This window comes from Pseudofrankia asymbiotica (genome assembly GCF_001983105.1).
Taxonomy (GTDB): Bacteria; Actinomycetota; Actinomycetes; order Frankiales; family Frankiaceae; genus Pseudofrankia; species Pseudofrankia asymbiotica.
In genome coordinates, this window is sequence record NZ_MOMC01000042.1 from 59,648 (window position 1) to 71,652 (window position 12,005).

The window sequence follows — 12,005 nt, forward strand, 5'->3', positions numbered from 1 at the left end:
GCCGCGCCGTCGGCGAAGATCGCCGGCGGCGTGGCCGCGTACCTGGTTCGTCATGCTCACCAGTGCTACCGCGCCAGGGCCTGGCGGGCGGCGGTGAGCCGGCGCAGCACGGACCCGTCGACGACCTCGTCGCCGACCCGCACGACGACGCCGCCGAGCACGGCCGGGTCGAGGTCGGTCTGCACCTGGATCTCCCGGCCGAAGTACCGGGACAGCGCCGCCCGCAGCCGGGTGAGCTGGCCGGCGTCCAGCGGCACCGCCGTACGCACGACGGCGACCACGCGGTCACGCCGCGCGGCGGCGATCCGGCTGAACTGCTCGATCCGCCGGGACAGGTCGCCGAACTCCCGGTCGGCCACGGCCTGCTTGGCCAGCCGCACCGTCACCGGGTGCGCCTTGCCGGTCAGCAGACGCTCGACGAGCGCCTCCTTGGCCGGCGCCGGCGCGGCCGGATCGGTGAGCGCGAGCGACAGCTCCGGGTTGTGGTCGAGGATCCGGCCGAACCGGAACAGCTCGTCCTCGACCTCGTCCAGCGCGCCCGCGGTGTCGGCGTCGACGAGCAGCGCCTCCACGGACAGCTCGATCAGGCCGAGCCGCAGGTCGAGGGGACGCTTCCAGCGGTGCGCCACGGCGGACTTGACGACGGTGAGCGTGGCCTCGCCGAGCCGGGCGGAGAACAGCCGGTCGGCCAGGTCCTCCCGGGCGCCGGCGGGCACGCTCGAGTCGGCGAACGCGCGCCGCAGCGTCAGGTCCCCGCCGAGCAGGTCGGCGACGGCGCGCAGCTCGGCCGCGATCCGCCCCGCGTCCGGCCCGGTGGCCCGACCGGCCGCGGTCCCGCCACCCGGCGGAACCGCGGTGAGCGCGTCAAGGGTGGCCCGCGCCGCGGCGAGAGCCGCCCGGCTGGGTCCCTCCATCGTCAGCCCCCCGACCCGGCGGGCGCGGCGGCGGTCGCGTCACCGGACGCGTCGAGCGCCGCGATGAAGTCGTCGATCAGCCGAACGTGCTCGTCCGGGCGGGCCAGCTCGTGTCCGACGATCTTGGTGGCGAGCTCGAGAGCCACGCCACCCAACTCGGAACGCAGCGAGTTGACGATCTGCGACCGCTCCGCGGCGAGCTGAGCCTCGCCGCGAACGCGGATCTCGGCGACCTCACGGTCGGCCTGGGCCCGCAGCTCCGCCACGATCTGGCGACCCTGCACAGCCGCCTCGTCGCGGATCCGCGACGCCTCGGCGCGCGCCTCGGCGAGCTGCGCACGGTACTGCTCCAGCAGCGCCTGCGCCTCCGCCTGGGCGGCCTCGGCGCGAGCCAGGCCCCCCTCGATGCGCTCGGTCCGAGCCGCGTAGAACGTCTGGATCTGGGGCTTGACCTTCCAGAAGAAGAAGGCCACGAGCAGCCCGAACGAAACAATGCCGATGATGAGCTCGCCCACCGGCGGAACCAGGACGTTCTCGTCGTCCGAGTGCTCCGCGGCGGCGAGCAGGACTGTCGACGTGACGCTCACGCTCGTCCTCGGATTACTTGAAGACGAACGGAACGACGAAACCGATCAGGGCGAGCGCCTCGACCAGGGCGAATCCGATGAGCATGTACCGGAAGGCGACCTGCTCGGCCTCGGGCTGGCGCGCGATGGCCTGCACGCCGAGGCCGAAGATGAGACCGATGCCGATACCCGGGCCGATGGCCGCGAGACCGTAGGCGACGGCACCGAGGTTACCGCTGACGGCGTCGGTGGCCGCCAGAACGACGGGTGAAGCCATGTGAGGTGTTCCTTATCCTGTCGGGCACCGGGACTCACCGGTGCGGGTCGGGGTGTCCGAAAACTCAGGAATGCGCCGCGACGGCCGCGACGGGCRCGGACTCGGGCTCGGGCGCTTCGACGCCGTGCTCGGCGTGCGCGTCCTCGTGGCCGCCACCGTGGGCAGCGATCGCGCCACCGATGTAGGCGGCCGTGAGCACGGTGATGATGTAGGCCTGCAGCAGGTCGATGACCAGCTCGAACCCGGTCATGATGACCGTCATCAGGAACGAGAAGGCGCCGAACACGTATGGCGGCCGCTGGATCATGTACTCCGCGCCGAGGCTGAAGATGAGGAGCAGCATGTGGCCGGCGAACATGTTCGCGAAGAGCCGGACCGCCAGCGTGAAGGGCCGCACGATCAGMGTCGACAGGACCTCGATCGGCGCGAGGATGAGCCGGATCGGCAGCATCGCCTGCGGCGCCGGGTCGACCATCTCCTTGAAGTACGCGCCCGCGCCGTTGGCCCTGATGCCGACCCAGTTGAAGAGCACCCAGGTGATGAGCGCCAGCACCATCGGGATGGCGATGCGCGAGGTGGCCGGGAACTGGGCCACCGGGATGATGGCGAGCAGGTTGCAGACCGCGACGAAGCAGAAGAGCACCATCAGGTAGGGCGTGTACCGTGGCCCGGTCTTCCCGATGATCTCACGCGAGATCTGGCTGTCGATGAAGTCGTAAATCGACTCGGCGAAGTTCTGCAGGCCACGGGGGACGATCGAGGCGCGACGGTACGCGAGCCAGAACAGGACCCCGACGAACAGCGCCGAGAAGATCACCAGCGCGGTGGCCTTGTTCAGGTAGAAGTTGARGGGACCCAGGTCCACGTCAAACCAGTGCGGCGGGTTGAAGACCGCTGTCGTGGGGCCTTCGAAGCCCTCGTCACTAGCGGCGAGGACGGCCACGCAACACACCTCCATGATCCAAATTTCAACGCAGTGTCATCGGGCGAACCAGGCCCGCCCCACGGCGGAGGGGACCCCACCCTACCGGCACCCTGAGCTCAGCCGCCCGAGTTGTACGCATCGTGAGCGTCGCCCGAGCTTAGAGACCAAAGATGCAGGTGGGCCACGGACGTGCGCGAAGGCATGATCGCATGTCCGTGGGCAGGCGCGGCCCAGCGACAGACCCGTCTCCGGCGGGGCCGACGGTGTCGGCGCCCGGTACCGCGAATACTATCCACACCTGCGCCATCGCGGCACGCGCTGCGATCCGCCCCGCGCCGGGTTCATCTACACGTTGCCGCGACGTTTCGGTCTGTTGTGCCCCCCTTGACGTTACGAGGGCGCGTGGACACGCGGAGCGACATTTCGGACAGTGGGTCGATCGCGCGAGCGCGCTGAGCGCCGGACCGGCGCCCATCTCCGGCCACACACCGCGACCACCATCGAAGACCGCGCCCCGGGCGCAGGCCTCACCTCCGGGATCAAGAACGACCCCGGGCCTTCTCGGCCGGTCCGGACCAGCCTGGACCAGCGCGGGCCGGGCGTGGAGTCGCTAACGGCRCAGCGCCTGGTAGATCACCAGGTAGAGCGCGGCGGCGAGGCCCAGGACGATCCCGATCGGCAGGAACACCTGGTGCAGGCCGGTCAGCCGGTCGATACCCCACCCGACCAGGCCCCAGAAGGCGATCCCGGCGCCGAGCGTCCCGACCGCGTTCCAGGCCTCCCCCGGAGCGTGCTCACGGTTCGGCGGCGGGTTCCCGCCCCCCGCCTGCCCGCGGCCCCCGCCCCGTCGGGCGTCGCCGGAGCGACGGTCACGCTCGCCGCCGCCGCCGGGCTCACGGCCTTCGTCCTTGTTCATCGCCTTTGCCGCCCGCCCGTCATCGACGCGAGTCCGGTCCCGGCGCGACGCGCGCCGGAGACGGGGCGGCACGTCGATCCGCCGAGCCGCCGGCGCCGGGATCGCGGGTGGCGAACGTGGCCGGGTCGAAGAACGGCACCCGGGTGTGGGTGGCGGCCCAGAGCTCGGCGCCGACCCAGCCGACCACGCCGGCCAGCACCGTCCAGGCCAGCGTCGGCAGGTTCACCGCCTCGACCCCGTCCAGCGCGACGAGCAACACACCGAGCAGGAAGATCTTGAAACCATAGATGCCGAGCGCGGCCGGCAGCAGCAGGTGGGGCGCCCGCCGGGCCACGAAACCCACCGCGATCTTGCTGACCGAGAAGAAGACCACGACGATGCCGATGCCGAGCGACGCCGCGGCGACGCCCGCCCAGCCCCGCAGGCTCGCGCCGAGCGCGACCGCGACGACGGCGATCACCGCGCTGATCATCAACCCCAGCCGGATGATCGGCGCGCTGGTCAGAGGAGACCGAGGGCCACCGCCCGCGCGAGGCTTCGTCCCCGCCGCGCGGCTGTCGGCGAGCACGTCGCCCGCTCTTCCCGTCACCAGCACGCTCCTCTTCGCGACCACCCGTGCCCGCCCGCCAACGCGGACGGGACGCTTCCACGGTATCGGGCGGCGGCCGGCGCCACTCCGGTCAGACAGGAGCACTGGCCCGGACAGGCCGGCGGCGAGACCGGGGAGCCGGGTGGCAGGTGTGGTGTCAGGTGGGGGTGCTCGTCGCGCTGGCMGCGCGGCGAGCGGTGCGTTGGCCGAGCAGGAGCAGCACCACCACGCCGAGCAGGCCGATCCCGAGAGTCGCCAGCAGGATCGGCAGCGGCGCCGACGAGAACGACGCGGCCACGACGCCGAAACCGACGAGCGCGGCCCAGAAGTACATGAACAGCACCGCCCGGACCTGCGACTTGCCGATCTCCAGCATGCGGTGGTGCAGGTGCATCTTGTCCGGCGCGAACGGTGAACGGCCCGCCCTGGTGCGGCGCACGACCGCGAGGCCGAGATCGAGGAACGGCACCATCAGCACGGCGAGCGGGATGGCGAGCGGGATCAGCGACGGCAGCGAGCGGGACGGGCCGGCGTAGCCGCCGTAGGCGACCTGGCCCGTCACCGTGATCATCGACGAGGCTGACAGCAGACCGATGAGCATCGACCCGGAGTCACCCATGAACAGTTTCGCCGGGTTGAAGTTGTGCGGCAGGAACCCGATGCAGACGCCGGCCGTGACGGCGGCCAGCAGCGCGGCCGGCGTGGCCCGGTAGATGCCGTTGAGGACCGCGAGCGAGTAGGCGTAGTAGAACGTCGCCCCGGCGGCGATCGCCGCGACACCAGCCGCGAGCCCGTCCAGGCCGTCGATGAAGTTCAGCGCGTTGACGAGGACGACGACGGCGAGGATCGAGATCGGGACGGCGGTCTCCGGGCCGAGGCTGAGCGTCGTCTCGCTGTCCCAGTTGATGGCGAACGAGAACTGCACCCCGAGCTGCACCATCACGGCCGCGGCGACCATCTGGCCCGCGAGCTTCGTCAGCGAGTCCAGCTCCCACTTGTCGTCGGCGACGCCCAGCAGGCAGATCAGCGTCGCCGCGACGAGCACGGCGCGAGGTTCGGACCAGTCACGCGAGACCTGGGACAGGAACGGCAGCCGGTCGGCGACGGCGAGGCCGGCGTAGAGGCCGGCCAGCATCGCGAGCCCACCCAGCCGCGCCGTCGGCAACGCGTGCACGTCCCGGTCCCGTACCCCGGCGACTGCGCCGATGCGCAACGCCAGCGCCCTCGCGACCGGCGTCGTCAGGTAGGTGACGGCCGCCGCGACCACGAAGACGAGCGCGTACTCACGCACGGCGCCATCCCATCCAGCCCCGACCTCCCATTACCGCGTTGACCGATGTGAGGGGTTCCCGCCGGTCCGTGCTCGCCGGCCTCGGTCGCGCGGGCCGGAGCGGACGGTGCCGATCGACGGTCCGCCTCAAGTGTCCCAGGGGATTCGTGGACCGGTGGTGGCGGCCTCCCAGGCCCAGCCGACCCGCGCGGCGGAGAGGACGGGGACGGCGAGGTCGGCCTCCGTCACGACGAGACCCCCGACGGCGCCTCGACCAGCGGCAGCACCGCGCGCAACGCCGCCAGGTCGATCGCGCCGAGCCGGACCACCCGGGGGACCTCGGTGGTGCAGTCGACGATCGTGGACGCGACGCCCACCGCGGCGGGGCCGGCGTCGAGATAGACCTCGACCTGTTCGCCGAGCTGGGCGACGGCCTCGTCCGCGGTGTTCGCGGCCGGCTGGCCGGACCGGTTCGCGCTGGAGACGGCCATCGGCCCCGTACGGCCGAGAAGGTCGATCGCGACCGGATGGAGAGGCATGCGCACCGCCACCGTGCCGCGGCTGTCCCCGAGATCCCAGCGCAGGGACGGAGCCTGCCGCACGATCACCGTCAGCCCGCCCGGCCAGAACGCCCTGGTGAGCTCGCGCACCGGCATGGTGACGTTGTTGACCAGGCCTTCCAGCGTGCGCCACGAGCCGATCAGAACCGGCACGGGCATGTCCCTGCCGCGCCCCTTCGCGGCGAGCAGGGCACGCACCGCGGACGCGTCGAACGCGTCCGCGCCGATCCCGTACACCGTGTCGGTGGGCAGGACGACGAGGTCGCCCCGGCCGACCGCCCCCGCGGCCGCCTCGAGGCCGGTCCGCCTCGCCGCCTCGTCCGTGCAGTCGAACAGCCGCATGACCCCTCGCCGAACTTGTCTCGCGCAGTCGTCCGGGCCGCCTGGACGGCGCCCAGACGTCGAGCCGCCCGTTCCGGGGGCTGGCCCGCCCCCTGGGCCACCAACCTACAGCCGGGGCCGCCGCGGCCGAGCCGCGAGATCGCCCGGCCTACGTCCAGCGTGCCGTGACGAAACGGTCGCGACCCACGAGATCGCGGTGCGTGACGATCTCGCGCCACCCACCGACCGCGGCCAGCAGCTCCCGAACGGCCGGGCCCTGGCCGTCGGCGTGCTCCATCGCGAACAGTCCGCCTGGGCGCAGCAGGCCCGCCGCGGCGGCGGCCACGGCGCGCGGGCCGGCGAGCCCGTCCCCGCCGCCGCCCCACAGGGCCCAGGGCGGATCGTGGTCGCCTACCTCAGGAGTGACCGCGGCCCGGTCCGCGTCCGGCAGGTAGGGCGGGTTCGAGACGACGGCGTCCACCCGCCCGGTCAGCCGGGAGAGCGCGGTCAGCACGGGCACGGCCGCCCAGCCCGCCGGCGCCGGAACACCCGCGGCGGCGGGCGTTCCGGCGCCGGCGACGTCGGCGGCATGCACCTCGACGGGCAGTCCCGTGCCGGCGGCGTTGCGCCTCAGCCACCGCAGCGCCGCGGGGTCGGCCTCGACCGCGTGCACCTCGGTGCCAGGCACCTCGTCGGCGAGCGCGAGCGCGATCGCCCCGGACCCGGCGCACAGATCCACGCAGACGAACCGGGGGCGACCGCCCGCGGGGGCGTCGGCGCCCGCGTCGGCGCCGGTGGCGACGTCCGTCCGCTCGCTCGGCCGCCGCGTCCCGGCCGTCAGTTCCTGGGACCTCGGCCGCCGGTCGCGCGAAGAAGGAGCATTTTCGCGCGCCCTTTGGCCCTTCAGCGCGTCGATCACCCAGCCGACGACCGTCTCGGTCTCCGGCCGGGGCACGAAGACCCCGGGGCCAACGGCGAGCGCGAGATGACGGAAGTAGGCCTCGCCGGTGAGGTGCTGCAGCGGCACCCGCCGCGCCCGGCTCGTGACCAGGCCACGCAGCCGCTCGGCGGCGCCCGGCGCGATCTCCCGAACCAGCGGGAGCCGCCCACGCGCGACCCCCAGCACGTGCGCGGCGAGCAGCTCGGCGTCGACGCGCGGGCTAGCGACACCCGCGTCGGCGAGCCGCCCGGTCGCCCAGGCGAGCTCAGCCGCCAGCGGGACGTCGGCGGTTCCGGCCGCGGAGCGCGCCGGGACCGCCGGGACCGCCGGGCCGCTCACTCAGCCGCCCTCGTCGGGGCTTTCCGCGAGCCTCTCGGCGAGGTCCGCCGCGACGAGCGCGTCGAGCACGTCGTCGAGCTCGCCGTCGAGAACCTGCTCCAGGTTGTGCGCCTTGTAGCCGACCCGATGGTCGGCGATCCGGTTCTCCGGGAAGTTGTACGTCCGCACCTTGTCCGAACGGTCCAGGGTGCGGACCTGGCTGGCCCTTGCCGCGGACTTCTCCGACTCGGCCTTTTCCCTCGCTATGGTCAGCAACCGGGCGCGCAGAATCCGCAGCGCCGACTCCTTGTTCTGCAGCTGGCTCTTCTCGTTCTGGCAGGAGACGACGACCCCGGTCGGCATATGGGTGATGCGCACCGCCGAGTCGGTGGTGTTGACGCTCTGGCCACCGGGTCCCGACGAGCGGAAGACGTCGATGCGCAGGTCGTTCGCGTCGATCTCGACGTCGACGTCCTCGGCCTCCGGCATGACGAGCACGCCCGCGGCGGATGTGTGGATACGCCCGGCCGACTCGGTCACGGGCACCCGCTGGACGCGGTGCACGCCGCCCTCGAACCGCAGCCGGCCGTAGACGCCCGGCTGGCCGGGGGGAACCTGGCCGCGGTACTTCACCGCGACGCTGATGTCGCGGTAGCCGCCCAGGTCGCTCGGGTTGGCGTCGAGGATCTCCGTCTTCCAGCCGCGCCGCTCCGCGTAGCGCAGGTACATCCGCAGCAGGTCGCCGGCGAACAGCGCGGACTCCTGGCCGCCCGCTCCGGCCTTCACCTCGAGAATCGCGTCCCGGCTGTCGTCGGGGTCGGCGGGCACGAGCAGGGCCCGCAGCCGCTGGCGCTGCTCGGCGATGGCGGCCTCCAGGTCCGCCACCTCGGAACGGAACGACGCGTCCTCGGTGGCCAGCTCCCTGGCCGTCTCCAGCTCGCCGTTCGTGTGCTCCATCTCACGCGCGAGTTCGACGACGGCCGCGAGCTCCGCATAGCGTCGCCCCAGCCCGCGCGCCTCCGCGGCGTCGTTGTGCACGTCGGGGTCGGCGAGCCGCTTCTCGATCTCGGCGTGCTCGGCGAGCAACTTCTCCAGCGCGGAGGCCATCAGCAACCTTTTCAACAAGTCGGCGGTATGAAGCAGGAACGGCGCTCGTCCGGTCCAAACCGGACGAGCGCCGCATCGCCGCGACACCAACCGCGGTCCCTGGCCCGTCAATCAGGCCTCACGAACCCGATCCCGACGCTCTGAGCGTCACTCAGCCGCGGGACGGCCCCGTTCAGGACCGACCCGATGCTGTGGACCAACTCCGGACCAGGTGGGAGAGAGCGCGGCGCCCGGCCGAAGGCTCCCGCCGGATCGGCGGAGCCGGCGGCGCCCAGGCGCCCCGCCTACTTAGTGCCGGATACCGGCTGGCCGGGCTGGCGCTTGCCGAACCGGCGCTCGAACTTCTCCACCCGGCCACCGACGTCGAGGATCTTCTGCTTGCCGGTGTAGAACGGGTGGCACTGCGCGCACACCTCGACGTTGATCGAGCCGTTGTCCTTGGTGCTGCGCGTCGTGAACGTGTTCCCACACGTACAGACCACAGTGGTCTCGTGGTACGTCGGGTGAATGTCAGCCTTCATGGTCCCTCTTCTCACATGGCCGCCGGGTCGCCGTCGCAGCCGCTACGGCGTGAACCGGAGCCTCCAACCGGCCCAAGTCTGCCAGACCTGGTGCCTGGGTCACGGTGCCAGTGGCCTCAACACCACTGGCACCGTTCCTAGTCCCATCCCGGCGCCGGGCGCGGAGCGCCGGGCACCGGACCGCGCTAGTCCTGCGACGGGGTCGACTTGGCTATCTGCATGAGGAACTCGTAGTTCGTCCTCGTCTGCTTGAGCTGGCCCAGCAGCAGCTCGATCGCCTGCTGCGGCTCGCGGGTGTGCAGGACGCGCCGCAGCTTGTGCATGATCGCGAGTTCGTCGGGCGCGAGCAGGATCTCCTCCTTACGGGTGCTGGACGCGTCCACGTCCACCGCCGGGAAGGTCCGCTTGTCGGCGATCTTGCGGTCCAGCTTGAGCTCCGCGTTACCGGTGCCCTTGAACTCCTCGAAGATGACCGTGTCCATCGTCGACCCGGTCTCGACGAGGGCCGTCGCGATGATGGTCAGCGAGCCGCCGTTCTCGATGTTGCGGGCGGCGCCGAGGAAACGCTTCGGCGGGTAGAGCGCCGTCGAGTCGACACCACCGGACAGGATCCGGCCGCTCGCGGGCGCCGCGAGGTTGTACGCGCGGCCGAGCCGGGTGATGGAGTCGAGCAGCACGACGACGTCCTGGCCCAGCTCGACGAGCCGCTTGGCCCGCTCGATGGACAGCTCCGCCACGTTCGTGTGGTCCGACGGCGGCCGGTCGAACGTCGAGGCGATGACCTCGCCCTTCACCGACCGCTGCATGTCGGTGACCTCCTCCGGCCGCTCGTCGACGAGCACGACCATGAGGTGGCATTCCGGGTTGTTCGTCGTGATCGCGTTCGCGATCGACTGCAGCACCATCGTCTTGCCGGCCTTCGGCGGGCTGACGATCAGGGCCCGCTGACCCTTGCCGATCGGCATCACCAGGTCGATGACCCGGGTGGTCATCACGTTCGGCTCGGTCTCCATCCGCAGGCGGTCCTGCGGGTAGAGCGGGGTGAGCTTGGTGAACTCGGGGCGGCCGCGGGCCTCCTCCGGGTCCATCCCGTTGATGGTGTCCAGCCGGACGAGCGCGTTGTACTTGTCGCGACGCGCCTCGCCCTCCTGCGGCGCGCRCACCACGCCGGTGATGGCGTCGCCGCGGCGCAGTCCGTGCCGACGGACCTGGGCGAGGCTGACGTACACGTCGGCCGGGCCCGTCAGGTAGCCACTGGTCCGGACGAACGCGTAGTTGTCCAGGACGTCCAGGATGCCGGCGACCGGGATGAGGACGTCGTCCTCGCGCAGGACAGGCTCGTTCTCGACCGTTCCGCCCTGACCGCGGCGGTTGCGGCCGCGCTCACGGAAACGGCCACGCCTGCGGCTGCTGTCGTCGTCGTCGTCCTGCTGCTGCTGAGCGGCCCGGCTGCCCTGGCGGTCGGGCTGCCGATCGGCCTGACGGTCCGAGCGGTCGGTCCTGTCGGGCCGGTCCGACGGACGGTCGCCCTGACGGGTGCTCTGACGGTCCGTCTGCCGGCCGTTCGCGCGGTCGGCACGCTCGTGCCGCTCGCCCTGCGCCCTCTCGCCACGATCCGGACGCTCACCGCGATCCGGACGCTCACCACGGTCCGCACGCGCCCGAGGGGCCGCGTTCTCGTCGCGATCCGCACGCTCGCCACGGTCCGCACGCTCACCGCGGTCCGGACGCTCACCGCGATCCGGACGCGCCCGAGGGGCCGCGTTCTCGTCGCGATCCGCACGCTCGCCGCGATCCGCACGCGCCCGAGGGGCCGCGTTCTCGTCGCGATCCGCACGCTCGCCACGGTCCGCACGCTCACCGCGATCCGCACGCTCGCCGCGATCCGGCCGCTCACCGCGATCCGCACGCGCCCGAGGGGCCGCGTTCTCGTCGCGCGCCACGACCGGCGCCGACGGCTCCTCGGCCTGGGTGGGCCGCTCGGCGGCGGGAGCCTCCGGCTCCGTCTCACGAGCGGGCATCTGAACAAGCTCGCCCTGCTCGGGGCTTCCGGTGGCGCGCACCACTCGCCGCCCGCGGGTGCGTGGCGGGGCGGTGGCCGGCGTCTCGGTGCTCGTAAGGACGGTGGCCTCCTGGCCGCTCTCGACGACGCCGTTCGGCGTGGGCGGGCCGCCGTTCTGCGCGTTCTGGATGGCCGCGATCAGCTGGCCCTTGCGTAGCCGGCCGGTGCCCGGGATTCCCAACGAACTGGCCATGGACTGCAACTCCGGCAGAAGCATCGCCTGCAGGCCCGTACCGTTGCGGCGACGGCGAGGAACGGCCGAGCCAGGAGTGTCCTCGTCGGCCGCGCTGGCCGACGGCGTACGGCCGTCCCCGGATACACCGCTGTCCATCGGCGCCGGCGCCGGCGCCGGCGCGGCCGGCGCGGCCGGCTGGCTGACGGGAAGCGGTGCGGGGGGCGCCGCGGACTCACGTGCGCTCTCAGGCAGCACGTCGGTGGTGTCGCTCAAGGTTTTCCTTCCCTGAAGGAACCGGCTCCTCTCGAGCCGGGTGATGCATATGGACCTTCGACCATCCGCTCCACCACCTACGTGGATGACAGATGAAGGAGATGTCGCCGCTGGCCGGCCCGAATGACGCGGCCGTCGACGAGGCGGAGGGCCCGGACCTCCCAGCGGACCTCCCGCTAGACCTGCTGGACCGGCTCCGCCAATCCGGCGGGGACCCGGGTTCCGTCGATCCGTCAGGAACCCGTGGCTTCGCCGATCCGGAAGGAGCCCG

12 protein-coding genes are annotated in these 12,005 nt (G+C 72.3%); all 12 read right to left on the reverse strand.

The features are described from left to right. Positions 1–65 precede the first annotated feature (65 nt). The gene (locus BL253_RS20500) at positions 66–914 is read right to left on the reverse strand and encodes a F0F1 ATP synthase subunit delta (protein ID WP_076818744.1); all 849 of its coding nucleotides are present in this window, start codon (positions 912–914) and stop codon (positions 66–68) included. Positions 915–916: 2 nt separating this feature from the next. Then, a complete protein-coding gene (locus tag BL253_RS20505; protein WP_076818745.1) occupies positions 917–1,501 on the reverse strand; it encodes a F0F1 ATP synthase subunit B in 585 nt (194 codons plus the stop codon). Between the two features lie 13 nt (positions 1,502–1,514). Further along, positions 1,515–1,757 (reverse strand): ATP synthase subunit c family protein, encoded by a 243-nt coding sequence (locus BL253_RS20510; RefSeq protein ID WP_007514724.1) that lies wholly within the window; start codon positions 1,755–1,757, stop codon positions 1,515–1,517. Positions 1,758–1,821: 64 nt separating this feature from the next. After that, positions 1,822–2,715: a F0F1 ATP synthase subunit A gene (atpB, locus tag BL253_RS20515; protein ID WP_076818746.1), complete on the reverse strand. Its 894-nt coding sequence runs from the start codon at positions 2,713–2,715 to the stop codon at positions 1,822–1,824. 577 nt (positions 2,716–3,292) lie between these two features. Continuing rightward, on the reverse strand, positions 3,293–3,598 hold the full coding sequence (locus tag BL253_RS20520; protein ID WP_076818747.1) for an AtpZ/AtpI family protein: 306 nt from the start codon (positions 3,596–3,598) through the stop codon (positions 3,293–3,295). A gap of 19 nt (positions 3,599–3,617) precedes the next feature. After that, positions 3,618–4,187 (reverse strand): Cg1360 family ATP-synthase-associated protein, encoded by a 570-nt coding sequence (locus tag BL253_RS43890; protein WP_241834968.1) that lies wholly within the window; start codon positions 4,185–4,187, stop codon positions 3,618–3,620. 157 nt (positions 4,188–4,344) lie between these two features. Continuing rightward, a complete protein-coding gene (locus tag BL253_RS20530; RefSeq protein ID WP_076818748.1) occupies positions 4,345–5,478 on the reverse strand; it encodes an MraY family glycosyltransferase in 1,134 nt (377 codons plus the stop codon). A 224-nt stretch (positions 5,479–5,702) separates the two neighbouring features. Next, complete coding sequence (locus BL253_RS20535) at positions 5,703–6,359, reverse strand: L-threonylcarbamoyladenylate synthase (RefSeq protein WP_076818749.1); 657 nt, start codon at positions 6,357–6,359, stop codon at positions 5,703–5,705. Between the two features lie 148 nt (positions 6,360–6,507). After that, entirely contained in the window at positions 6,508–7,617 is a 1,110-nt protein-coding gene (locus BL253_RS20540; protein ID WP_076818750.1) for a N5-glutamine methyltransferase family protein, read from the reverse strand. Continuing rightward, positions 7,618–8,703, reverse strand: a complete 1,086-nt coding sequence (gene prfA / locus BL253_RS20545) for a peptide chain release factor 1 (RefSeq protein WP_076818751.1) — start codon at positions 8,701–8,703, stop codon at positions 7,618–7,620. Between the two features lie 284 nt (positions 8,704–8,987). Beyond that, complete coding sequence (rpmE, locus tag BL253_RS20550; protein ID WP_076818752.1) at positions 8,988–9,224, reverse strand: 50S ribosomal protein L31; 237 nt, start codon at positions 9,222–9,224, stop codon at positions 8,988–8,990. Between the two features lie 185 nt (positions 9,225–9,409). Beyond that, entirely contained in the window at positions 9,410–11,734 is a 2,325-nt protein-coding gene (gene rho / locus BL253_RS20555; protein ID WP_076818753.1) for a transcription termination factor Rho, read from the reverse strand. Between the last annotated feature and the right edge of the window lie 271 nt (positions 11,735–12,005).

Coding starts and splice junctions, on each gene's coding strand:
- BL253_RS20500 (WP_076818744.1), bottom strand. CDS start 914: ATGGAGGGACCCAGCCGGGCGGCTCTCGCCGCGGCGCGGGCCACCCTT.
- BL253_RS20510 (WP_007514724.1), bottom strand. CDS start 1,757: ATGGCTTCACCCGTCGTTCTGGCGGCCACCGACGCCGTCAGCGGTAAC.
- BL253_RS20535 (WP_076818749.1), bottom strand. CDS start 6,359: ATGCGGCTGTTCGACTGCACGGACGAGGCGGCGAGGCGGACCGGCCTC.
- prfA (WP_076818751.1), bottom strand. CDS start 8,703: ATGGCCTCCGCGCTGGAGAAGTTGCTCGCCGAGCACGCCGAGATCGAG.
- rpmE (WP_076818752.1), bottom strand. CDS start 9,224: ATGAAGGCTGACATTCACCCGACGTACCACGAGACCACTGTGGTCTGT.